Genomic DNA, 22,820 nt, shown 5'->3' with positions numbered 1-22,820 from the left:
CAATTATGAGAGAAAATTTTAATGAATATATAAAGTATTTAAGTTGCTTTTTAATTTATATAAGCTCACGATTTGAAAGAAACTTTTGTTGAAACAACGTATAGCTGTAATCATAAGCATTTTATCTTTTCTTTTAAATTATTTAAACGAAGGAAAATTTTATAATACCCAATTATTTCAATTAAATTTGTTTTTGTCTCTTTTTGAGATATTATGTCTTTCATAAATCTTTTAATACCATGAATCAGTTAAAAAATATCATTATACCTGCATTATTACTACTACCAGTTCTGCTATTTTCGCAGCGCATCAAACAAAGCATGAATACTTCATGGCAGTTTCACAAAGGAACAGGTGGAAGCGAAAGTGATAAAGACTATTGGAAAGATATTAATATTCCTCATACATGGAATGCCGAAGATGTAATGGATGATGAAGCTGGATATTATCGGGGGATTGGCTGGTACCAGAAAGAAATTTACATTCCCCAGGGCTGGAAAGAGAAAAGTATCTATCTGTATTTTGAAGGGGCGAGTCAGGTTGCAGAAGTATTCGTAAACGGGATAAGTGTGGGAACTCATTTAGGCGGTTATCTGGCTTTTAGTTTTAATATCACTAAAGCTTTACATGAAGGTAAAAATGAAATTAAAGTAAAACTTGATAACAGTCATAATTCCGATATTCCCCCACTAGGAGGTGATTTTAGCGTTTATGGAGGTATTTATCGTGATGTTTATCTTATTGCCGTCGATAAAAATCATTTTGATATGGATAATTATGCGACTAATGGTGTATTTATCAGTACTCCGAGTGTTAATGAAGAATCAGCTGTAATACAGATAAAGGGAAAGATAATCAGTGATAAAAAGATCAGAATTAAAACTTCAGTTTATGATAAGGAGGGAAGAAAAATAGCGTTTTCAGAAAGCAAACCTGATAAAAATGGAAACTTTACTACACAGATAAAAAATATCAAAAAACCCGATCTGTGGAGTCCGGAAGATCCTAATCTATATAAGGTTGTCAGCGAATTAGCAGATGAATCAAATAATGTAGTTTATGATGAAGTCGTTAATCCACTAGGTTTCAGATGGTACCATTTTAATGTGGAAAAGGGATTTTATCTCAATGGAAAACCCTATAAAATTATGGGAGCGAGCAGGCATCAGGATTTTAAAGGAATGGGTTCTGCTCTTACTGATGCTTTGCATATCAATGATGTGCAATGGCTTAAAGATATGGGCGGAAACTTTTTAAGAGTTTCACATTATCCACAGGATCCGGCTATTATGGAAGCTTGTGATCGTTTGGGAATATTAACAGCAGTAGAAACACCAGGTAATAATCAGATTACTGAAAGTGAAAATTATACCCGTAATATGCTGGACATGCAACGTGAAATGATTCGCCAGAATTATAACCATCCCAGTGTAATAATGTGGAGCTATATGAATGAGGCCCTTATCCAACCGCTGTATAAAGATAAAACGCCTGAAAGAGAAAAGTATTGGGGAAATCTTTATGAGCTCGCCCAGAAGATGGAGGCTTTATGCAGAGCTGAAGATGGTGAAAGATATACCATGATTGCATTTCATGGCGATTTTGATATATATAAAAGGATAGGTCTCATCGATATTCCAAAAATTGCAGGATGGAATTTATATCAGGGTTGGTATGGTGGAAAGTTTGAAGATTTTGAGACTTTTGTTTTAAAACATCATAAAGAATATCCCCTAAGACCTTTGATCATTTCAGAATTTGGCGCTGATTCAGATTATCGTCTTCATAATTTTAAACCTACAATTTTCGATAAAACCCAGGAATACGCGAATCTCTATCATGAAGCATATATTAGAACAATTAAAAAATATCCTTTCATTGCAGGGGCAATCGTTTGGAATCTTGCAGAATTTGGGAATGAAAGCCGTCAGGAAGCCGTTCCGCATATTAATAACAAGGGTTTGCTAACTACCGACCGCAAACCCAAAGACAGTTACTTTATTTATAAGGCTTTACTGGCAAAGGAACCTTTTGTAAAAATCGGAGGGTCGGACTGGTTATATCGTGCTCAGCAGGCAGATCAGGGAAGTGATACGTATGCAACACAGCCAGTCACAGTATATACCAATCAGAAAGAAGTAAAACTCTGGCTTAATGGACAGTTGATAGGTGCAGAAAGTATGAATGAAGGTAAAGCTGTTTTTACCTGTATTTTCAAAAATGGAAATAATACACTTAAAGCTATAACCAATGATGGCCAGGAAGATTTTGTTAATATTGATTTCCATGTTATAGCCAATCAGTTAAAAAGCAAAGAAAATTCTTTTTCTACTTTAAATGTAAGCATGGGAGATCAAAGAATGTTTGAAGATGATTTGACAAAAGAAGCCTGGGTACCGGAAAAAGAATATGAAGCAGGAAGTTGGGGATATATCGGTGGGAAAATATATAAAGAAGATGAAAAGGGTGAGCGTTACGGTTCAAGGAGAAATATATTTGGAACTTCATATGATGCGATGTACGAAACACAACGTATAGGTTTGAAGACCTTTAAGGCTGATGTTCCTGATGGATTTTATGAATTAACATTACACTTTGCTGAACTTCTTAGCGCGGAGCAACAGGAAAAACTGGTCTATAATCTGGAAAACAATGCCAATCAGAATACCAAAACCGGAATAGGACGCAGGTTTGATGTAGCAGTGAATGGACTTACCATCCTTGAAGATCTTTCTGATGATAATTACCTGAAACCAATAACAGCATATAATACTAAGATAACATTGTTGGTGAAAGAAGGACAGGGTATAACGATAAATTTTATTCCTAAACAGGGCGAGCCTATCCTAAATGGTCTGCAAATAAGAAAACTTTATTAGATAGAATAAATAAAAAGCCCGGATTGTGATCTGGGCTTTTTCATACCCCTCTTTACTATTGAGAGGTCAATTCTTTTTTGTATAAAAAAACGATGTATATGTATAAAAAGTAAGCAGGACTTATTTTTGAGTATATATATTTGATCATACAAGATGGGCTGATAAAAAAGATTTTGTCCTATTTGTATAACTTCGAATTTTTATCGATACTTTTCAAATATGAATAAAATTTTCGTAGTACTGAGTTTGTTTTTAAGTTTAACCTGCGTTGGACAAAATCAAAAAAATATCATAACAGCTGATGATGCTGATTTGTGGAAGAATAATGATAAAATTATTCTGACGAAAAATTATTTTAAAGACTGTGGTATTGATGGATCTATTGTAATTTTTGATAACCAGAAAAAGAAGTGGTTTGCTTCTGATACAATGAGTGTCCGTAAAGAAACATTGCCGGCTTCCACATTTAAAATCATCAATTTGTTGATTGCTCTGGAAACCAAAACGATTAAAGATGAGAACCAAGTAGTGAAATGGATTGGAAAAACCGATACACTAAAGTATGGTTACAGGCCGGATATCTATCATGATATGAGTGTAAAAGAAGCTTTTGAAGTATCAGCAGGTTGGGTATTTGTAGAATTGGCAAAGAAAATAGGTAAGGAGAAATATAAAAAATACCTGGCACTCAGCCATTATGGGAATGGAGATCTGTCACAAAAGGATGCTGATTTCTGGAATTTTGGAGCATTCGAAATTTCAACCGTTAATCAGGTAGAGTTTTTAAAGAAGCTCTATGATGAACAGCTTCCTTTCTCAGAAAGGAATATACAGATTGTAAAAAAAGTAATGATCACAGAAAAAAAAGACAACTACATCATTCGTTCAAAAACAGGATGGACCAGAGATAAAGGAATAAATACCGGTTGGTGGGTAGGCTTCGTAGAAAATCCAAAGGGAGTTTATTTTTTTGCAACTCGTCTTTTGCAGGATAGAAAATTTAATAACCCTGATTTTGGAAAATGCCGTAAAGAAATTACTAAAAATGTTCTTCGGGATCTGGAGGTCATTAATTAAAAAAATGAAATTTATATAAAACAAATAATTATGAAATATCAACTTGCATTGATGCTTTTTACATTTTTGTATTTGTTTGGCTTCGGCCAGGAGCAGCAGCTTTCTGTCGATAAGACAAAATATGAAATAAAACAGAAAACAAATGAGTATTTTTCAGCATTAACAAGCTTAAAACAGTTTAATGGAAATGTGATCATTGCAAAGGATGGAGACATTATTCTTAAAAAAACCTACAACTTATCCGGTGAACCAAAAGGTTTAAAGGTGAAGAAGAATAGTAGATTTATTATAGCATCTGTATCTAAAGTATTTGTAAAATATGGAATACTGAAGCTTGTTGAAGAAAAGAAAGTATCTTTAGATGATCCACTGTCTAAGTTTATTCCCGATTTCCCCGAAGGAAATAAAATCACCATAAATCATTTAATACACCATCAGTCAGGACTGCCTAGAGAAATTAAGGATTATGAAAAATTTGATAAACTAACCGGTGAACAAATCATTGAACTGGCGAAAAAAGAAAAACTTTTATTTGAACCGGGAACTAAAACACTATATTCAAATATTGGTTTTTTAATCCTCCATTATATTATTGGTAAAACGGCACCTAACGGATATCTGGCATTTATAAAAAAGGAAATATTTGATCCTATTGGTCTAAAGAGTACAAATGAATACAATAGTAAAAAGCTTTCCAAAAAATTTGTACGGGGATTTGATAATGAAGATGGTAAAATAGTAATGGCTTCAGCAAAAGATCTTGATCGGTTTGAAACAGGTAATTACGTTTCAACAATTAATGATCTGTACCTTTTTTCTAAAAAAGGTTTTAACGGGAAACATCTTCAGAAGGCTCTTATTAAAGAACTATTTGATGAAAATGAAGTATTGGCTCAAGCAGGAGGCCGGCCAGGATATAGAGCTTATTTTTATAAAAATAGGAAAACGGGCTTCGACTTTCTTTTTGTCAGTAACTACACCGGAATTCCAATTCAGCAGGTTACAGAAGATATTGTGAAGATATTTGATGGAAAGCCATATCAGGTTCCCACTGCAATAAAAAGAGTAAAGATCAACCTTTCAGAAGCAATAATGAAAAGATATGAGGGTAAATATATCTTAGAGGTCGACCAAACTCAATATCTGATCATTAATGTAAAAGACGGAAAATTATACATTACAGATAAAAATGGTGAGGTAACTGAAGGGGTTCCTGATTCTGAAACCACTTTCTTCTTTGATCCGGCTTCAAATGATGGACTGATATTTACTTTGAATAAAGATACAGGAGTTTACGAGCTCGAGATGATATCAGATGGACTTCACCTGAAAACTAAAAAGGTAAATTAATAGAAATTCAAGGAAAAGAAAAATCCACAGCATTGAAGTTGTGGATTTTTTTTTGGACTAAATAATAGTGGTCGTTACATTAATATTCCCATAGATTGCCTTGGAATAAGGACAGGTCTGATGCGCAAGATCTGTTAATTGCTCTGCAATATTTCTATCTAAACCTGGTAGACTAACAGTGAGGCGAGCCTGTAAAAGAAAATCTCCACCATTCATTCCCAGATCAACCTCCGCATCAACGTGAGTATCAGAAGGAATGGCTGTGCCTAATTTTTTAGCAGCTAATCCTAGTGCCCCAATGTAGCATGCTGACCAGCCTGCGGCAAAAAGCTGTTCTGGATTGGTTCCTGGAATGCTTGATCCCGGAGGAGATAGTAGGAGATCTAAATTTCCGTCATCACTTTTGGAATTTCCCTGTCTCCCTCCTGTAGTGTGTGTTTTTGCAGTGTATAATACTTTTTCTATTCCTGCCGTTTTTTGATCGTTGTTCATTACTGTAAATTTTAGTTAATAATACATTTAAAATGCTTTGCAAAGGAAGCCTTAATCCTAAATGAAAACCAATGAAAATAAGATGAGGTCGTCATTTTAAAAGGTGAAACAGACAATTGGAAACGGCAATGTTTTAAAAGATAATTTCAGACAATTATTTCTAATAATGGTAATGCTAAACAAGATAGATATTCTTCATCATAATCATTAAAAAGAGCTCTGTAGATTTTAAGTTTTGAAATGACCGGTTCAATGTCTATTTAGTCTGATTGAAGTAAGAGGTGATTGATTAGTGCTCGTAAGCAAAATACATTTGCCGAAGAAATAATTCTAAATCAACTTATTTAAAATCAAAACAATGGAAACAAAAAGAAACAACCTAAAAACAACACTTACAACAGGTGTATTTTTATTATTATCAGTAACCGGCTTTGCGCAGAATACAGCAAAAGATGCTGATGCCATTCGCCCTTATCATGTTAGTATTCCTGAGGCCGCTATTAAAGAACTCCGTCAGCGGATCAATGCCACAAGATGGCCGGAAAAGGAAACCGTTGCGGATCAGTCACAAGGTGTAAAGCTACAGCAAATTCAAGACCTGGTACAGTATTGGGGAAGCACCTACGATTGGCATAAAGCTGAAAACAAACTGAATTCATTGCCGCAATTTGTTACTAAAATAGATGGTTTGGATATTCATTTTATCCATGTCCGTTCAAAACATAAAAATGCGATGCCTTTGATCATTACTCATGGATGGCCGGGATCGGTATTTGAAGTTTTAAAAGCAATCGATCCTCTTACAGATCCAACGAAATACGGTGGAAAAGCTGAAGATGCCTTTGATGTTGTTATACCATCCATGCCGGGTTATGGTTTTTCTGAAAAGCCAAAAGGAACAGGGTGGGGTGTGGAAAAAATAGGAAAAAGCTGGGATGTATTGATGAAACGTTTGGGGTATCATCATTATGTATCACAAGGAGGTGACTGGGGTGCTGTAATTGCTGATGCTATGGGACGTCAGGCTCCGGATGGCCTTTTAGGAATTCATGTAAATATGCCCGCAACAGTACCGGCGGAAATCGCAGATGTTTTAAAAGCAGGTGATCCTGCTCCGGAAGGCTTATCCGATAAAGAAAAAGCAGCTTTCATTTCATTGAATAAATTATATACCCGTGGTGGTGGTTATGCAGGAATGATGGTTACCCGTCCTCAGACGCTGGGATATGGACTTACAGATTCACCGGTTGGGCTTGCTTCTTTCTTCCTTGATAAGTTTAATGAATGGACTTATAGCGGTGGGAATGCTGAAAAGTCACTTACAAAAGACGAAATGTTAGATGATATCAGTTTATATTGGTTTACAGATACTGCCGTTTCCTCTGCACAGCTGTATTGGGAAAATAATAATAACAATTTCAACGTGGTAGAACAGAAAACAAGAGAAATAAAAGTACCAGTTGCCATTACAGTATTTCCTGGGGAGATCTATCAGGCGCCAAAGACTTGGGCAGAAAAAGCTTATCCAACCCTTACTTATTTTAATGAAGTCACAAAAGGTGGACATTTTGCTTCATGGGAAGAGCCTCAGATCTATGCCAGGGAACTTCGCGCAGCATTTAAATCTTTAAGAAAATAAAAAGATTTTAAATTTTAAAAATTAATAAACCCACAACTTTTTAAAGTTGTGGGTTTATTATAGTTGTCCTTGGAATCCAATTTATTGATGAATCTGAATTCGTGTGAAGGCTTCTTTTCCAAATAAACATGAGAATATATTTTGAAACTCGTGGATATATTTACACCGGATAGAATTACCATAAATTTTTAGTCCCTCAACAATCTTCTTCGGACTCAAGTCAATATCATACTTGATAAACTCTTCCGGTCGTTCGTAACGAATCCGTTGTTCCGAACTGTATGTTCTTGAAAATCCAAATTGCTCCAACCACTCTTCAGTGATCTGGATAGGGTTGATGGCATCTGCCGGAGCAGAAATACTATGAATATCATTTTCAATTTTTACAAAATAATCTTTCGTATTATTTTGAAATATCTCTGTGATAGTGAAAATTTGATTTTTGTACTCTACTAAATTTCTAATCTTAAGGTCTGCAACGTTCATAATATTTAGTGTTAAGGAGGTTATTAAAAATGATGTGGTAGTGAATACAGTTGCAAATACTATGCCTTACAGAATATATTTTATTTAAATATTTGTTAATATATAGGGTTAATTTTTATGGATTATTAAATATAGCTTAAAATAAATCGTTTTTAGGGTTGAATTTTGTTGATTATGCTAAATTTCAGTGATGTTAATGAATATGCCGCAAGTATTGCAATGATAAGAAATATAATAAAATAACTCCAAGAAGTAGCATGGAGTAGGTAGCCTGTACCACTTCCTAAGATACTAGACCCAAAATAATAAAAAAGCCAGTACATTGAAGTAGCAGAAGATTTTCCATCCTTGGCACGAAGTGCCGTCATCTGACTGGCCATAGTATGGGCAGCGAAAAATGACAATGTAAATAATCCCAGTCCAAAAATTACGATATATATATTTTCAGAAAGTAATAATAAAATTCCCGCAACCATAAATAGAATTGACGCTTTTAATATACTTTTCTGTTCCATCCTTTTTGATAAGCGACTGGTGATCATCGTTCCAAAAACGCCAAAAGTATACATCAGAAAGATAAATGCAATATAAAAATGATTAAGAGAAAAAGGAGCTGCCTCTAAACGAAATGTGAGATAGTTGTATACACTTACAAAAGCTCCCATCAGAAGAGCTGCAACAAAATACAATCGACGCATATAAGGATCTGTAAGGAATTTCTTCATCTGTTTTATTTTCAAATGGTAGTCAACCTTTTGTGGGTTAAAGAATTTTGATCCCGGAAATAATTTCCAGAATATTAATCCCAGAATAAGGCTTTCAATCCCGATGATAAGTACAGCATTCTGCCAGCCCAGCTCTCCGGCAAGAAGTGTGGCGAATATTCTTCCACTCATGCCGCCAATCGTATTTCCACTCAGGTACATACTGATGGCAAGAGCCACAACAGAAGCATGAACTTCCTCTGTGAGATAGGCAAGGGCTACCGCAGAAACACCGGAAATAACAAAACCTTTTAAAATGCCAATTGCAATCAACAGACTCAGACTGGGAATCCATGCCGAAATAATGGTCAGTAAGGCAGAACATAGCAGTGAAAATGCCATAAGCCCCTTTCTTGAATAGCGATCTGCATTAAATGCAAAGAAAAAAAGACCGGCAGCCATTCCTATTGTGGATGATGAGACAAGTAAAGAGCTATCTCCAACAGTAGTATGAAAATGATCTGCTACAAGAGGAAGAAGAGGTTGAAAAAGGTAGAGTTGAGCAAATACAGATAATCCGGATAGAAAAATACATAATTTGATATATTGAAAACGTTTGTCTTTTTTATGTGCTTTTTCAGGTAGGTTCATAAGTCTAATATCCTTTTGATTAATGTCTGTAAAGGGTTATACAAATTTCCTGATAATTTTTTAATCTATAAAACGTTTATTTTCGATAATATTGATCGTTGAAACCGATCAACTGTAAAGATTCGGAATTTTCGTAGTTTTGAGTTTATTAATTATACAAATGGAGGAAACCCTGATAGAAACTGGTGGTGATCTTGGAAAACAAAAGTTGTGGCGGTTATTTTTGTTATCGAAGAAATACCGTATTTTAAGACATGCGCTTCTATTTACTATTTTTCTTTTACTGTATGTTATCAATCCGCAAGACCGTGGATATACGGCTGAAGTTAATTTCTACGCAGGTATTGTTGATTTTATTTACATTATGCTTGTTTTCTACTTTAATATTTATTTCCTTGTTCCGAAGCTTTTATTAAAGGGGAAAGTATATCAATATGTCCTTGCTGTACTTATGATAGGTGTGATAACATTTTTAATCATTTGCTCTGCAGAGATTTTACTCTCTGACTACAGGGTTTCAAAAGATTCAACTTTAGGTCAAAATTGGTTGTCAGGACTGATCTATTTCTTAACCACTTTTATCATTTTAATTTCTTTTACAACGGCCATAAAAGTTTTTCAATATCTGATCATACACCTTGAAAAACTAAATCAGATTCAGAAGCTTAATTTTCAAAATGAACTTTCGATACTTAAAAATCAGATTTCACCGCATTTTTTATTCAATACGCTGAACAATATTAATATTCTCACAGATACTAATCCCAAACTCGCCTCCAAGCTCATTATCAATTTATCTGACTTATTAAGATATCAGATTTACGATGGGGTTGAAGATTCTATTTTACTAAGTGCTGACGTTACTTTTATAAAGAATTTTCTTTTTGTAGAATCATTGAGGAAGGATAATTTCAAATATGATATTTCATTTACGGGATCACAAAAAGACATCTTTCTTCCACCTTTGCTTTTTATTCCTTTTGTGGAAAATTCTGTAAAGCATATCGATAATGAAAACCCTCTTGTAAAGGTAAATTTCCATCTTGAAAATAATAATTTGAAGTTTGTATGTATCAATTCCACAAATTCAGATACTAATCAAAAACAAAAGAATGAAGGTATTGGACTTACGAATATCAAAAAAAGACTACAATTGCTTTTTCCCCAGAAGCATGATCTTAAGATAGAGAACAAAGATAATGTCTTTAAAGTGGAATTAAACTTAACATTATGAACTGTATTATTGTAGATGACGAACCTATCGCAAGACAAGGAATACTGAATTTAATTGTTAAGGTTCCCGATCTCATTGTGAAAGGACATTTTAAGAATTCTAATGAAGCTAAATTATACATGGAAAATAATTTAGTTGACCTGGTTTTTCTGGATATCGAAATGCCTGGAACAAATGGAATTGATTTTGCGAAGAGTATTCCAAAAAAAACACTGGTTATCTTTACTACAGCTCATGCCCAATATGCTTTAGAAAGCTATGAAATTGATGCTGTAGATTATCTCTTGAAGCCTATTAAAGAAGATCGATTTTTAAAAGCGGTGGCTAAGGCAATTGAATTTAGTTATTTTCTTTCCGAAGATTATGAAAAAAGCAGCTTTGAATCTATTGAAGAAAACAGTATTATTATAAGAGCTGACCGCAGAATTTACAAAATACTACATAAAGATATTCTCTTTATTGAAGGGATGAAGGATTATTCTGTCATCAACAGTAAGGATAATAAAATTATAACTGCAATGAATCTTAAAACAATACTTTCTCATCTTCCGCCACAGTTTTTTAAAAGGATCAGCAAATCATATATTGTCAATTATCACCATGTAACTTCTGTCTCTTCACATAATGTTCATCTTAATGGAATTGAACTGCCTTTAGGAACTACCTATCGAAATGAATTTATAAACAATTTCATCAATAAATAATACCTCTCGGTTTTGTATAAAAAATAGCGGCCTAAGTATAAAATGAGCTCTCAGTTTTGATGTCAATTGATATTTTTGTTCAAGAACCAAAACGATGTCATGAAAATTTTCGGAGGTTATATTTTATTTATTATGCTGGGAAATACCTGCTTTTCTGCACAAAATTGTTCTGATTTTTATTATTTCAGAAAAGATGGAGTAGTCACATTTATACAATATGATTCTAAAGGAAATATCTTAGGAAAGAATATAGAGATTATAAAAAATGTAAGCTTAGGAAAAGGTATTGCCTTATCTGATAATTCGATTGTCAATTATAATCCTGAGGGTAATGTAAAAGAAGAATTGCCAAATCGTACTTTATGCATCAGAAACAATCTTAAAATTAATGTTCCTATTTCTACCCTGCCTGGTATTGAAACTTATCTATCCTATCCTTCAGATATGAAAATCGGGCAGAAACTTGGTGAAGATATTAACAAATCATTTGAAATAAGTGTTAGTGAGAGAAAAATCGAGATTTTCTATAGCATTATTGATAGAAAAGTGATCGGGCAGGAGATCATTAAAACTTCCACCGGAGATTATAAGACGGAAAAAATACAATATAATTTAAATGTAAAATACAATATAGCAGGGATTTCAATACCTTTAAATAAGAAAATAATAGAATGGTTTACACCTGGATACGGCATTGTAAAAAAAGAATCTTATAGTAAGGGAGGAGTGCTGGAAGAATACGCTGTTCTATCTTCAATAGAGGGAGAGAATGAGCAAAAGTGAAAAATAAAAGATGTAAATTAACATGTACAGATAGTAAACATGAATACCATCAGAACCCGAATTTATATTATATTTTCTTTATTTTTTTTCAGTGTTTCGTTTTTGAAGGCCTGTACCATTTTTATGGCTAATGATGGAAAACAGGTATGGATAGGAAACAATGAAGACGAAAGCCCCGATATGAATTATAGGTTTTGGTATTTCCCTGAAGAAAATAATTCATTTGGATATATGCTTTGGTCCGAAAAACATGAAGGATATGATCCTGTGATGTGGCAATATCCGCAGGGAGGACTTAATGAGTATGGACTCTTCCTTGATTATACAGCAATTGATAATATTCCTGTTATTGCTGATCCCTCAAAAAAGACACGAGAGCAGGAGGTAGTCAACGATATTTTGAAAACCTGTAAGACTGTTAAAGAAGCATTAATGTTTATCAATCAGTTTAATCTTGTCAAACTTTCCGGAGCTCAGCTTTTTATTGGTGATGCTACTGGAAACTATGCTACCGTTCATGGTAATTACGTGATTAAAAAGACAGACCGAAATTTTACATTAACAAATTACTGTATCGCTAACGGACATAAAGAAGCTTGCTGGAGAAGAGAAACAGCGTACTCGAAATTAGATACTTTCAAACACTACAATAAAAATAATATTTCCGACATTCTTAAAGAATCTTCTCAAAAGTGGCCTGGCGATGTGGTCACCAATTATTCAATGGTTGTTAACTTAAAAAACAGGGAAATGATCCTTTATTATAAAAATGATTTTAAAACCCCCAGGATCATTAATCTTACTGAAGAACTTAAAAAAGGAAAACATTCTAAAGATATAACAGCTTATTTCCCTCTTGGGCTATCCAAAATATTGAAGGATCAGTACGAACAAAAAGGAATCACAGGCGCTATTAATGAATATAATGAACTGAGAAAAAGCGCATACAAAGCTTATAATTTCAAAAATAATGAGGCAGTACAGTTTGGTGTCAATTTATTGAAAGAAAACAAAACAGATGATGCTATTCAGTTTTTTTCTAATCTACAGAAATATGAGAAAAAAAGTGTTGACATCAGCAACTGGTTAGGAATTGCATATAAGTCCAGACATGATTTTTCCATCAGTAATTCATACTTTGATACAGTTCTTAAACATCATAAGGATGATTATCTTGCCAATCTGTTTTATAAAAGACAAGATCAAAAGGTGATATTTAAAATCAATGAATGGAGTGGAGCACAAAATGTAAAGCTTATCGGCGATTTTACAGACTGGCTTAAAAGTCCTGTAAAGATGGAAAAGAAAAATGGATACTGGTATTGCGAAGTTGATATACCGGAAGGAATTCATCAATATAAATTTTTAGTAGATGATGTGTATTACCTTCCAGATCCAGTTAATTACTTGTATACTTGGAAAGGAGATCACATTAATTCTCTTTTATTCCTTTAAAATATTCATTTTAAAATCGATTAGAAGATTAAAATTAATCTATTGTGTAAATTCGTAGTAATTTTGCAAAATGTAAAGATTTTTTTGGATTAAAAGTCTGCAAATCATTATCATTGCAATACTGAAAACATAACACAAATGATAGAAAATTTCCCATTTTACTTATCACTAATTGTAGCCATTATATTGCTGATTATGTTGGCTAACAAAATAAAAGTTGCCTATCCGGTACTTTTAGTGATTGCTGGATTATTAATTAGTTTTATTCCTGGCATTCCGGCTATAAAGATTGATCCTGAACTGATTTTTATTATATTTCTTCCTCCTTTATTATATGAAGCAGCATGGTCCATTTCATGGAAAGAATTATGGAAATGGCGACGGGTTATTGGAAGTTTTGCTTTTATTGTTGTCTTTCTTACAGCAATTACCGTCGCTTTTGTTGCTAATTACTTTATACCCGGATTTTCTTTGGCTCTTGGTTTTTTATTAGGAGGAATTGTCTCTCCTCCGGATGCTGTAAGTGCAGGTGCTATTCTGAAATTTGTGAAAGTTCCTAAAAGGATGTCATCTATTTTAGAAGGTGAAAGTCTTTTGAATGATGCATCATCACTTATAATTCTTCGGTTTGCAATGATTGCTGTCGCTACCGGACAGTTTATTTGGCATGAAGCAGCATTAAGTTTTTCCTGGATGGTTATTGGTGGAGTGGGAATTGGTTTACTGATAGGATGGGTTTTTATGAAAGGTCATAAGTATCTTCCTACAGATGCCAATATGGATACTATCCTTACGATTGTTGCTCCGTATATCATGTATATCGGTGCTGAGGAAGTACACAGCTCCGGAGTTTTAGCTGTAGTAAGTGGTGGTTTACTTTTATCTAACCATAGACATCGTATTTTAAGCGCCTCATCACGGTTACGGGGAATCAATGTATGGGAAAGCTTTGCTTTTGTACTGAACGGTTTGGTGTTTATGTTGATAGGATTAGATCTACCTGAAATTACTTCAGGATTAGAAGGGGTAAGTCTTTCTGCTGCAATTGGATATGGATTATTAATTACCGGGGTTTTGATCTTTGTGAGAATTTTGTCTGCTTATGGAGCTGTAATCATCACTTTAATTGCCCGTAATTATATCACGGTAGCTGATGCCAGTCCCGGTTTTAAAGCTCCAATTATTTTGGGATGGACCGGAATGCGTGGAGTAGTATCTTTAGCTGCAGCACTTTCGATTCCAATTCATTTATATCCGGGTGGGCCAGATTTTCCACAAAGAAACCTGATCTTATTTATTACCTTCATTGTTATATTAACGACCCTGTTACTCCAGGGACTTACTTTGCCTTATATAATTAAAAAAGTGAATATGCCATCTTTTAATGATCACCTACCCGATGAAGAAGCTGATGAATTGATCAAAAGGAATATGGCTCAATATACTTTAGAACACATTACTAAAAATTACGGTGAGATGCTTGCTATAAGTCCGTTCTTACAGAATATCCATGATAAATGGCAAGGGAAGATTGGTGATGATGCTCAGATCAAAGTTTCTCCGGAAGTTAAACTTGCATATTTGGATATCCTAAATCAGCAAAGGATGTGGCTTGTTGATCAGAATCATGGTGATAAGTATGATGAAGATGTCATCAGAAAACATTTAATGAGAATAGATCTGGAGGAAGAAAGAATAAAATACACCCATTAATCAATCCATATTGATGATTGATAAAAGTCTTTGTAGATATTCATTTTCTTTTAAAACTTTATTGTAAGATTGTCTCGCATAGGCAGGAGACAGTTTATAAGTTTCAGGTACTGCATTGAGGTCTTCATTTTCTATGTATTGATTTAAATGCTGCGTGTAATCTTTAATATACTTATCAATTATTTTTTTCTTTAATTCACATAATGTACAATTCTTTATCTTTTGTAAAGAATTTAATATTAATGATTTATCTCCGTGAAAATTAATAATATTTTTTACAAACGATAAATTATGTTTGTCCTGCAATACTGAATGTGATTCGTCTTCAAAAATCATAATTTGGCAATAGTTTTTAGTTATTAATAATTTTTTCTAACAGATAATTATATATTACTTTAATTTTTAGACTTCAAAAAGTTAACCAAAATACTTAAATAATTTAAAAGATGTTATTTTTTTGAAAAATTCTTGTTGAATCACTACCAATGAACTAGCAAATTTCAAATAAAAACTATCCTTTATGTAGAACTATTTCTACCTGTTGTGATTTTTATTCTATAGAAATAATTTTCTTCTATAGCCTTATCATTATACTTTTGTATTATTGCTTCTGCTATTAAAACAATGTCATTTTAGAGGGATGGTATATTAATAAAAAAGCAAATCACTTAGATACACTTTTCTAGAAGTACAAATGTTTAAGGCTGAAAATTACTTAGTTCCCCATCGAAATTTTTCAGCCTTACTTTTTATTCAATAAAAAATTGATTTTGAGTAAAATAATTCATCCATAATATTTAATAAAAGTAAAAAATTAATTATTTAAGAATGAGGTATTTATTGTCGAATTGAGAGGTGATGTCGTATTTATTTTGGTCTCTTTTTTGATAATGATTGGCAAACACACAACAATGATGAGAGAAAAGTTCAAGCATTTGCTTGGAAAGACACGTAATGAAATTACCCAAGAAATAGGAGACGGCTTTAATTTTCCAGCTAATGAAATCTGGACTTATGAAGTTGGAAAAACATGGATAGGAAGAAGAATTATTCTATCCATTAAATTCAAGGAAAAAAAAGCTTCGGAAATCATATTTTTTAAAAGTTTCAAAAAATGTTAAACGTTTTATTTTGATGTAATCTACAATTATCAAAATTTATTTTCTAAAATATGTTAAAATAAGTCTAGGTAAAAACATCGTCCAAAATGACTAATAATACACACTTTTAACAATTTATATCTTTTTTAATTTATTTTTTTTTAACATTTTTATAAAAAGGTTAATCAGCTGTTTTTTAGTAATTTAATTTTAAAAAAATTATTATAAAAACTGGTATGTTATGCCCTGTTGTGGTCTGTGTTTTGATGATCCAAGGCAAAACACTATGATGAAAAAAGAACTATTTATTAATTTAATTGGTATGACCCGTTATGAAGTTGGACAAGAAATGGGGTATGGTTTGAATCGTTTTGAGGAGGATGTCTGGAACTATGAAGTTGGAAAAACCTGGTTAGGGAAAAGAATTATTTTAACACTTACATTTAAAGACGATAAAGCTTCAGAACTATCACTTTCCAAGAGTTTTAAAAAACGCTAATTGTTTTATTTTAATGAAATAGATTTGTAAGCTGTCTATTTTCTAAATTTGTAATTCTTTCTTAGAAATATTCATTCTAAAATCAATTGTAAATGGAACTTAGACAGCTACGATATTTTTTAAAAGCTAAAGAACTACTTAACTTCACGGAAGCTGCTAATCATTTATATATCAGCCAAAGTACTCTTTCACAACAGATCAAACAGCTGGAAGAAGAATTAGGAACTCCATTATTCAACAGAATTGGAAAACGGATTACACTTACAGAGGCGGGTAAGGTTTTTGGAGTATATGCTCAAAAATCTCTTTTAAAGTCTCAGGAGGGCTTATTGGCACTGCGGGATCTGGAAGAATTGAAAAGCGGAAAGCTGACGATTGGCGTTACTTATGGTCTGCGGTCAACTTTGATTAAAGCACTGATTCGTTTTTCAGATACATATCCCTATGTTAAAATTAACATCGTATTCGGAACTACTTCGGAACTCATGGAAAAGCTTCATCATGTAGAGCTTGACTTTGCCCTTACTTTTGCGAAAGGGACAAGAGAACAGCTCTTCAGTTATATACCCCTTTTTACTTCACCAATGACTTTGGTTGTTTCTAAAAATTCTGCTCTCGCAAATAAAGAAAATGTGACCCTTAAAGAAATTGTAGGCCTTCCTCTTGCTATGCCAACAAATGGATATAGTACCACAAAGTTTGTAATGAAAGCATTTGAAAGTAATGAACTTAAACCTGATGTTTTAATGGAAATAAATGATGTTGCGGCTTTATTAGAGGTTGTTAAAAGTGGAAATTGGCATACTATTTTAGCAGAAACTACTGCAATAGATCAGGATCAACTGGTTACCATTCCCATTAAAGGAAAAAATATGATACGGACTGCTATGTTTGTATCCTTAAAAGATGCCTATACAAAAAAGTCAGCAAAAGTATTTTATGATTTCTTAAAGGCAGATCAATAAAAAACCTCCCAAAAAGAGAGGTAATTAAAAAAAAATTGACTGTATATTGAAGTGTAATTCAATCGTTATTTATTGTTCTCAAGCCATTTTAAACGACGCTCATCAGGCAAATGTTTTACCTTGAAATTTTCAAATGTAGCGTTGAAACCTGTTCCGTCCGGGCATGCAGCCATGAGTCCTACCATAACAGGGATATTGTCCTGAAGGTGGGCATTACGCATCAGGATGTAATTTTTATCATCAAAAGAATAAAAAATTTCTACAGCATCCAGTCTTCTTACTGCTTTTATCCAGACTGCTGATGGTGTTTTGTCTAAAGTGATCACACTCCAGTCACTGGTTGTATGAGTTACCACAGTACTTAAATTATATTTTCCGTCTACAAATTCAATTCCCGCTTTGATATAGTTTTCTTTATCTATTCTAAGCATCAGGCCCATCTGATCAAACCTTGCTTTATAATTTCCGCTGATCTTTACCTTAGCCTCAAATTCTCCACCATAGGTTGTATAATAAAAGGGAGCATCATCTACTGTGAAACCGTAGTGAGAAATCCTCCAGTAATCACTTTGTGGAGTAACAAACATTGATAGAGTATTGTTTTTAACTTCCCATTTTTCAGGTTCATTAAACCATGTCATTTTTTCTAATGTCTGAGCGAAACTCTTATTTATAAGAAGTACTGCACAAAAACTTAAAATTATTCTCTTCATCTTTACAAATATCTATTGTTATAAGTATAACTGGATGTAAATTATTAATTTAGCAAAAGTATAACTTAACCGTATTATCATCAATACTGATAAATAACCATTTTATGAAGATTGTAGAAACGTTGAATGAAAAATTGCTAAACAAAGATCTAAATAAAAGCAATGAATGTTTATTGGGTATTGATACTTACAAGAATACTGCTCTCATGTATTCTCAAATCGAAAATACAATTTCAGTATTAAGCGACATGCAGGCTAATAAGAGCTATGTTTATAAATCCAATACAGCTTTCGAATTAGGTTTAAATGTGGATGAAAATCCTATGCTCATCGATTCCATTTGGGAAGAGGAGATATTAAAAAAAATACATCCTGATGATAAGCTTAAAAAATACATTCACGAATTAAGATTTTTCAAACTCATGGATTCATTGAAACCTAAAGCACGACAGGATTATAGTGTTTTGTCGAGAATACGGATAAAAGACAAAAATGAGGAATATAAATTTGTGCAGCATAGGATGTTCTATGTGTATTCACCATACAACGGAAAACTTAGATTTGCATTATGTCTCTATAGTATGTCCATAGATCAGTCAATTCTTTTACCTTCAGATTTTCTCATTGTAAACTCTGTAAAAGGAGAAGTAGTAGTAGAGGATAAACTTAACTACAGGAATATTTTGTCGCAAAGGGAATTAGAGATTTTGAAATTTGTAGGCGAGGGTTTTACCAGTAAGGAGATTGCAGAATTCCTATTTATAAGCGTTAATACAGTTAGCCGCCATAGACAGAATATTCTTGAAAAACTGAAAGTAAAAAATTCAATAAAGGCCTTTAATGAAAGCTTTCATTAATTAATAGAGTGTTCTGATGTTCATAAAAGTTCACCATATATATTCGGTATATTTTTTTTAATTCGTACTTTTAGTAAAAGACATAAAGCTACGTATATGAAGAAAAAAGAAAAAAATGTAAAGAGAGGAGAAGAAATTACCAATAAGTATCTGGCATTCTTAGATGAGCATATTCAGAATGTTATTTCTGGTAATACTTCTGAATTTATGGAACTTAACGAAATAGCTGTACATCTTGCGATTTCTCATACACACCTTACCGATACGGTTAAAAAAGAAAAAGGAAATCATCCTTGTCATTTTTACGATACTAAAATTATTGAACAGGTTCAGATCATGCTGTCAGAAACTGATCGGTCCATTGCAGAAATAGCCAGAATATTTACTTATGATCCTTCCAATTTTTCCAAATTCTTCAAAAAATGGACGAATCTGACTCCAGGAGAGTATAGAAACATAAATCAGAATAAATTACCGAAAAGTTCACCATAGAAACATCATCGCTAATAATCATATTTGTAAGACATACTAATTAAAAAATACATAATTATGTCGAAAAATGACCTAACAGGAAAGGTGGTATTAATAGCTGGTGGTGGAAAGAACCTTGGTGGCTTGCTAAGCAGAGATTTTGCCAGAAAAGGAGCAAAGCTTGCTATTCATTACAACAGTGAAAGTTCAAAAAAGGAAAGTGAGAAAACGTTAGCGGAGGTCAAAGCTTTAGGAGCTGAAGCTTTTCTTTTTCAGGGAGATCTTACAAAAGTTGATAATATCACTAAATTATTTGATGAAACGGTAAAAACCTACGGTGGGATTGATATTGCCATCAATACAGTTGGAATGGTTCTTAAGAAACCCTTTGTAGAAACTACTGAAGCAGAATATGACTCCATGTTTAATATTAATTCTAAAGTGGCATACTTCTTTATTCAGGAAGCCGGTAAAAAATTAAATGACAATGGTAAGATATGTACAATTGTAACATCATTATTAGCTGCTTACACAGGGTTGTACTCAACATATGCAGGAGCAAAAGCACCTGTAGAACATTTTACTAGAATGGCTTCCAAAGAATTTGGTGATCGTGGGATCTCCGTAACAGCCGTAGCACCCGGACCAATGGATACTCCTTTCTTTTACGGACAAGAAAATAATGATGCTGTAAACTATCATAAATCTGCTTCTGCATTAGGAGGCTTAACTGATATAAAAGATATAGCACCATTAATAGAATTTTTAGTAAGTGATGGCTGGTGGATTACAGGCCAAACCATATTTGCAAATGGAGGATATACCACCAGATAAGTGACCAAAAAATGATGAAAAAAGCGATTGTGAAAACTGTCGCTTTTTTTATTATACCTGTTTAAATGCCCCTGGATAGACCTCAATAGCTGTTAATATAAATTAATATAAATAGGTTATGTTGTTAAATTATTTGATTTTCAATGAATAAGGTTAAAATGTTATATACATAATATATTTTCGATGAAAATTAAAAGTAATCGATGTGAAATATTTATATATTTGTTTACTAAACAACTAATAATTTAAAGGATGAATATTAATTTTGCAACAGCAACTTTTAAGGATTTTGAGAACATTCCAGATTACGATATTAATCAAAGAGCAGAGTATTTTTATGAATTTCTAGATCATATGAAGTCCAGAGGACACATGAATTACAGATTGAAAAATACGTCGGGAACCAATGCAACATTAAATATAAATATTGCCAACCAAAATAAGGAGTATGTAAGCTTTGTTTCCAGTGACTATTTAGGGTTTACACAACACCCGAAAATAAAGCAGGCTGCTATTGAAGGGATTGAAAAATATGGAACAGGCACAGGAGCCACACCGCTTATTGGTGGATACTTCGATTACCACTATGCTTTAGAAAAAAGAATTTCAAGTTTTTTTGGGAGAAATGAAGATGAAGCAGTATTATTTACGACCGGGTATACGGCGAATAGTGCAACTTTACAGATTTTAATGCAGAAAGAAGATATTGCAATTTTAGATATGGCTGTACATGCCAGCGTTCATGAAGGATGTGCTTTTACAAATAAAAAAACATTTCCACACAATAATTTAGAAGCTTTGGAACACATTTTGAAGATATCTGAAAATATGTACCGTACGAAGCTTGTTGTTGTGGATGGTGTCTATTCACAAGATGGTGATACTTCTCGCATCAATGAGATATATGATCTTGTAAAAAAGTATAACGCCTATATCATGGTAGATGATGTACATGGTGTTGGAATTTTAGGAGAAACAGGAAGAGGTACCCTTGAGCAGGCAGGTTTGCTGGATAAAGTAGATTTTATAACTGGTACATTTAGTAAAACTTTCGGTAACCTTGGAGGATTTGTGATCGCTAATAAAAAAATAGCATCATTTCTTAAATTTCAATCCCGACAGCAAATTTTTTCCGCAACAGCACCGCCTTCTTCAGCAGGAATAGTTAAAGCTATTGATTTGATAGATGAAGAACCGATTTGGAGAGAAAAACTTTGGAATAATATCAATTATTTTAAAAAAGGACTCGATGATTTGGGATTGGATACCGGAATTACCTGCTCAGCTATTATTCCTGTGAAAATAGGAGATCAAAGTAAAATGTGGGATATCGGTAGAATATTAATTGAAAAAGGAGTTTATACGAATCCTATTATGTATCCCGCTGTGCCGAGGAAAGATGCACGTATCCGAATGAGTGTAACGGCAAGACATGAAAAAGAACATCTAGATAAAACACTCAATGTATTTGATGATATTAATAAAAAATTGCATATTGCGAAAAAATAAATAATTATGCCTAGAAAAGTGGTGCAAGGTCCCATTAGGGACAAAGAGAAAACAAAACAAAAACTGCTTGCAGCAGTTGGTAAAATTTTGAGAGTAAAAGGTTATTCAGGCCTGAAAGTAAGTAAAATTGCAGCTGTAGCCGGGTTTGATAAAAAACTGATCTATGAGTATTTTGGTAGTACTGATAAACTTATTGATGAATATATAAAGTCTCAGGATTATTGGAGCAAGTTTAGCCCCAATATAGAAGAAGAAAAAGCTACTACTATTGGTAAAGAGGCTTTAACACAAGGGATTCTTACTCAGTTTGAGAGCTTAAAGAAAAATAAAGAACTTCAGAAAATCATCCTTTGGGAGCTTTCAGAAAGTAAACCGATCCTTCGAAAACTAGTACAGGAAAGAGAAGATGTAGGAGCTAATTTATTTGAAAATGTTACAGATCCTTATTTTGGAAAAAATGCAAAGAGATTTAGAGCAATTATGGCTTTGATTGTTTCAGGAGCTTATTATCTAAATCTATATCCTGCATATAATGCAACTGAATTTTGTGGACTTAATATGAAGACCGATGAAGGAAGATCTGAAATTGAGAAAGCTATTGTTGATATTATAGATTTTGCTTACCAGAAAAAAGATGATCAATAAGATTTACCGGTTTGATTAAAAATAAATTTGTGGATAATTTGAAAACTTTTGGCTTTCAGA

The 22,820-nt window shown here is 33.1% G+C and carries 21 protein-coding genes and 1 pseudogene; 17 read left to right on the top strand and 5 right to left on the bottom strand.

Going from position 1 to position 22,820, the window contains the following annotated elements; translation table 11 throughout:
* Positions 1–239 precede the first annotated feature (239 nt).
* From J7E44_RS03585 to J7E44_RS03575, 3 genes and pseudogenes are all read left to right on the top strand, one after another.
* Positions 240–2,879, top strand: coding sequence for a glycoside hydrolase family 2 TIM barrel-domain containing protein (locus tag J7E44_RS03585; RefSeq protein ID WP_214825686.1), 2,640 nt, complete (start codon positions 240–242; stop codon positions 2,877–2,879).
* Between the two features lie 345 nt (positions 2,880–3,224).
* Positions 3,225–3,956, top strand: a pseudogene (locus J7E44_RS03580) (penicillin-binding transpeptidase domain-containing protein); the annotation flags it as partial.
* 30 nt (positions 3,957–3,986) lie between these two features.
* The gene (locus J7E44_RS03575; RefSeq protein WP_214825682.1) at positions 3,987–5,306 is read left to right on the top strand and encodes a serine hydrolase domain-containing protein; all 1,320 of its coding nucleotides are present in this window, start codon (positions 3,987–3,989) and stop codon (positions 5,304–5,306) included.
* A gap of 57 nt (positions 5,307–5,363) precedes the next feature.
* Here the strand turns inward: J7E44_RS03575 and J7E44_RS03570 are convergent, their stop codons facing one another.
* Positions 5,364–5,798 carry an organic hydroperoxide resistance protein gene (locus J7E44_RS03570; RefSeq protein WP_214825681.1) on the bottom strand — a complete coding sequence of 145 codons (435 nt, stop codon included), beginning with the start codon at positions 5,796–5,798 and terminating at the stop codon, positions 5,364–5,366.
* A 358-nt stretch (positions 5,799–6,156) separates the two neighbouring features.
* On the opposite strand from J7E44_RS03570, the gene J7E44_RS03565 reads away from it, so the two are divergent.
* Positions 6,157–7,437, top strand: coding sequence for an epoxide hydrolase family protein (locus tag J7E44_RS03565; RefSeq protein WP_251040465.1), 1,281 nt, complete (start codon positions 6,157–6,159; stop codon positions 7,435–7,437).
* An 81-nt stretch (positions 7,438–7,518) separates the two neighbouring features.
* On the opposite strand, the gene J7E44_RS03560 is transcribed toward J7E44_RS03565, so the two are convergent.
* Positions 7,519–7,923, bottom strand: coding sequence for a hypothetical protein (locus tag J7E44_RS03560; RefSeq protein WP_214825680.1), 405 nt, complete (start codon positions 7,921–7,923; stop codon positions 7,519–7,521).
* 152 nt (positions 7,924–8,075) lie between these two features.
* Positions 8,076–9,278, bottom strand: coding sequence for an MFS transporter (locus J7E44_RS03555; RefSeq protein ID WP_214825679.1), 1,203 nt, complete (start codon positions 9,276–9,278; stop codon positions 8,076–8,078).
* A gap of 160 nt (positions 9,279–9,438) precedes the next feature.
* On the opposite strand from J7E44_RS03555, the gene J7E44_RS03550 reads away from it, so the two are divergent.
* The 5 genes from J7E44_RS03550 to J7E44_RS03530 all read left to right on the top strand — a co-directional run bounded on the left by J7E44_RS03550 (position 9,439) and on the right by J7E44_RS03530 (position 15,167).
* A complete protein-coding gene (locus J7E44_RS03550) occupies positions 9,439–10,512 on the top strand; it encodes a sensor histidine kinase (RefSeq protein ID WP_214825678.1) in 1,074 nt (357 codons plus the stop codon).
* Positions 10,509–11,216 (top strand): LytR/AlgR family response regulator transcription factor, encoded by a 708-nt coding sequence (locus J7E44_RS03545; protein WP_214825676.1) that lies wholly within the window; start codon positions 10,509–10,511, stop codon positions 11,214–11,216. The genes J7E44_RS03550 and J7E44_RS03545 overlap by 4 nt, the downstream gene beginning before the upstream one ends.
* Positions 11,217–11,315: 99 nt before the next feature.
* Complete coding sequence (locus tag J7E44_RS03540) at positions 11,316–11,999, top strand: TapB family protein (RefSeq protein WP_214825674.1); 684 nt, start codon at positions 11,316–11,318, stop codon at positions 11,997–11,999.
* 39 nt (positions 12,000–12,038) lie between these two features.
* Positions 12,039–13,454, top strand: a complete 1,416-nt coding sequence (locus tag J7E44_RS03535; RefSeq protein WP_214825672.1) for a carcinine hydrolase/isopenicillin-N N-acyltransferase family protein — start codon at positions 12,039–12,041, stop codon at positions 13,452–13,454.
* A gap of 138 nt (positions 13,455–13,592) precedes the next feature.
* The gene (locus J7E44_RS03530; protein ID WP_214825670.1) at positions 13,593–15,167 is read left to right on the top strand and encodes a Na+/H+ antiporter; all 1,575 of its coding nucleotides are present in this window, start codon (positions 13,593–13,595) and stop codon (positions 15,165–15,167) included.
* On the opposite strand, the gene J7E44_RS03525 is transcribed toward J7E44_RS03530, so the two are convergent.
* Entirely contained in the window at positions 15,168–15,503 is a 336-nt protein-coding gene (locus tag J7E44_RS03525; protein WP_214825668.1) for a hypothetical protein, read from the bottom strand. It abuts the gene before it with no gap.
* 575 nt (positions 15,504–16,078) lie between these two features.
* Here J7E44_RS03525 and J7E44_RS03520 point away from each other — a divergent pair.
* The 3 genes from J7E44_RS03520 to J7E44_RS03510 all read left to right on the top strand — a co-directional run bounded on the left by J7E44_RS03520 (position 16,079) and on the right by J7E44_RS03510 (position 17,731).
* Complete coding sequence (locus J7E44_RS03520) at positions 16,079–16,288, top strand: hypothetical protein (protein WP_251040464.1); 210 nt, start codon at positions 16,079–16,081, stop codon at positions 16,286–16,288.
* Positions 16,289–16,556: 268 nt separating this feature from the next.
* Complete coding sequence (locus J7E44_RS03515; RefSeq protein WP_251040463.1) at positions 16,557–16,766, top strand: hypothetical protein; 210 nt, start codon at positions 16,557–16,559, stop codon at positions 16,764–16,766.
* 92 nt (positions 16,767–16,858) lie between these two features.
* On the top strand, positions 16,859–17,731 hold the full coding sequence (locus J7E44_RS03510) for a LysR substrate-binding domain-containing protein (RefSeq protein ID WP_214825663.1): 873 nt from the start codon (positions 16,859–16,861) through the stop codon (positions 17,729–17,731).
* 65 nt (positions 17,732–17,796) lie between these two features.
* On the opposite strand, the gene J7E44_RS03505 is transcribed toward J7E44_RS03510, so the two are convergent.
* Positions 17,797–18,444: a DUF1349 domain-containing protein gene (locus J7E44_RS03505; RefSeq protein ID WP_214825661.1), complete on the bottom strand. Its 648-nt coding sequence runs from the start codon at positions 18,442–18,444 to the stop codon at positions 17,797–17,799.
* A 104-nt stretch (positions 18,445–18,548) separates the two neighbouring features.
* Between J7E44_RS03505 and J7E44_RS03500 the strand changes: the two genes are divergently transcribed.
* The 5 genes from J7E44_RS03500 to J7E44_RS03480 all read left to right on the top strand — a co-directional run bounded on the left by J7E44_RS03500 (position 18,549) and on the right by J7E44_RS03480 (position 22,760).
* Positions 18,549–19,301, top strand: coding sequence for a response regulator transcription factor (locus J7E44_RS03500; protein WP_214825660.1), 753 nt, complete (start codon positions 18,549–18,551; stop codon positions 19,299–19,301).
* A 96-nt stretch (positions 19,302–19,397) separates the two neighbouring features.
* Complete coding sequence (locus tag J7E44_RS03495; RefSeq protein ID WP_214825658.1) at positions 19,398–19,793, top strand: helix-turn-helix domain-containing protein; 396 nt, start codon at positions 19,398–19,400, stop codon at positions 19,791–19,793.
* Positions 19,794–19,850: 57 nt separating this feature from the next.
* The gene (locus J7E44_RS03490; RefSeq protein WP_214825656.1) at positions 19,851–20,606 is read left to right on the top strand and encodes an SDR family oxidoreductase; all 756 of its coding nucleotides are present in this window, start codon (positions 19,851–19,853) and stop codon (positions 20,604–20,606) included.
* 252 nt (positions 20,607–20,858) lie between these two features.
* On the top strand, positions 20,859–22,115 hold the full coding sequence (locus J7E44_RS03485; RefSeq protein ID WP_214825654.1) for an aminotransferase class I/II-fold pyridoxal phosphate-dependent enzyme: 1,257 nt from the start codon (positions 20,859–20,861) through the stop codon (positions 22,113–22,115).
* A 6-nt stretch (positions 22,116–22,121) separates the two neighbouring features.
* Positions 22,122–22,760 (top strand): TetR/AcrR family transcriptional regulator, encoded by a 639-nt coding sequence (locus J7E44_RS03480; protein WP_214825653.1) that lies wholly within the window; start codon positions 22,122–22,124, stop codon positions 22,758–22,760.
* Positions 22,761–22,820 lie beyond the last annotated feature (60 nt).

This window comes from Chryseobacterium sp. ISL-6, from assembly GCF_018613715.1.
In the GTDB taxonomy this organism is placed as follows: domain Bacteria; phylum Bacteroidota; class Bacteroidia; order Flavobacteriales; family Weeksellaceae; genus Chryseobacterium; species Chryseobacterium paludis.
This window is presented reverse-complemented; position numbering and strand designations above follow the sequence as displayed.

Excerpts from the sequence above, each read along its gene's own strand:
- J7E44_RS03585 (WP_214825686.1), top strand. The coding sequence starts at position 240 with ATGAATCAGTTAAAAAATATCATTATACCTGCATTATTACTACTACCA.
- J7E44_RS03575 (WP_214825682.1), top strand. The coding sequence starts at position 3,987 with ATGAAATATCAACTTGCATTGATGCTTTTTACATTTTTGTATTTGTTT.
- J7E44_RS03570 (WP_214825681.1), bottom strand. The coding sequence starts at position 5,798 with ATGAACAACGATCAAAAAACGGCAGGAATAGAAAAAGTATTATACACT.
- J7E44_RS03565 (WP_251040465.1), top strand. The coding sequence starts at position 6,157 with ATGGAAACAAAAAGAAACAACCTAAAAACAACACTTACAACAGGTGTA.
- J7E44_RS03560 (WP_214825680.1), bottom strand. The coding sequence starts at position 7,923 with ATGAACGTTGCAGACCTTAAGATTAGAAATTTAGTAGAGTACAAAAAT.
- J7E44_RS03555 (WP_214825679.1), bottom strand. The coding sequence starts at position 9,278 with ATGAACCTACCTGAAAAAGCACATAAAAAAGACAAACGTTTTCAATAT.
- J7E44_RS03550 (WP_214825678.1), top strand. The coding sequence starts at position 9,439 with ATGGAGGAAACCCTGATAGAAACTGGTGGTGATCTTGGAAAACAAAAG.
- J7E44_RS03545 (WP_214825676.1), top strand. The coding sequence starts at position 10,509 with ATGAACTGTATTATTGTAGATGACGAACCTATCGCAAGACAAGGAATA.
- J7E44_RS03540 (WP_214825674.1), top strand. The coding sequence starts at position 11,316 with ATGAAAATTTTCGGAGGTTATATTTTATTTATTATGCTGGGAAATACC.
- J7E44_RS03535 (WP_214825672.1), top strand. The coding sequence starts at position 12,039 with ATGAATACCATCAGAACCCGAATTTATATTATATTTTCTTTATTTTTT.
- J7E44_RS03530 (WP_214825670.1), top strand. The coding sequence starts at position 13,593 with ATGATAGAAAATTTCCCATTTTACTTATCACTAATTGTAGCCATTATA.
- J7E44_RS03525 (WP_214825668.1), bottom strand. The coding sequence starts at position 15,503 with ATGATTTTTGAAGACGAATCACATTCAGTATTGCAGGACAAACATAAT.
- J7E44_RS03520 (WP_251040464.1), top strand. The coding sequence starts at position 16,079 with ATGATGAGAGAAAAGTTCAAGCATTTGCTTGGAAAGACACGTAATGAA.
- J7E44_RS03515 (WP_251040463.1), top strand. The coding sequence starts at position 16,557 with ATGAAAAAAGAACTATTTATTAATTTAATTGGTATGACCCGTTATGAA.
- J7E44_RS03510 (WP_214825663.1), top strand. The coding sequence starts at position 16,859 with ATGGAACTTAGACAGCTACGATATTTTTTAAAAGCTAAAGAACTACTT.
- J7E44_RS03505 (WP_214825661.1), bottom strand. The coding sequence starts at position 18,444 with ATGAAGAGAATAATTTTAAGTTTTTGTGCAGTACTTCTTATAAATAAG.
- J7E44_RS03500 (WP_214825660.1), top strand. The coding sequence starts at position 18,549 with ATGAAGATTGTAGAAACGTTGAATGAAAAATTGCTAAACAAAGATCTA.
- J7E44_RS03495 (WP_214825658.1), top strand. The coding sequence starts at position 19,398 with ATGAAGAAAAAAGAAAAAAATGTAAAGAGAGGAGAAGAAATTACCAAT.
- J7E44_RS03490 (WP_214825656.1), top strand. The coding sequence starts at position 19,851 with ATGTCGAAAAATGACCTAACAGGAAAGGTGGTATTAATAGCTGGTGGT.
- J7E44_RS03485 (WP_214825654.1), top strand. The coding sequence starts at position 20,859 with ATGAATATTAATTTTGCAACAGCAACTTTTAAGGATTTTGAGAACATT.
- J7E44_RS03480 (WP_214825653.1), top strand. The coding sequence starts at position 22,122 with ATGCCTAGAAAAGTGGTGCAAGGTCCCATTAGGGACAAAGAGAAAACA.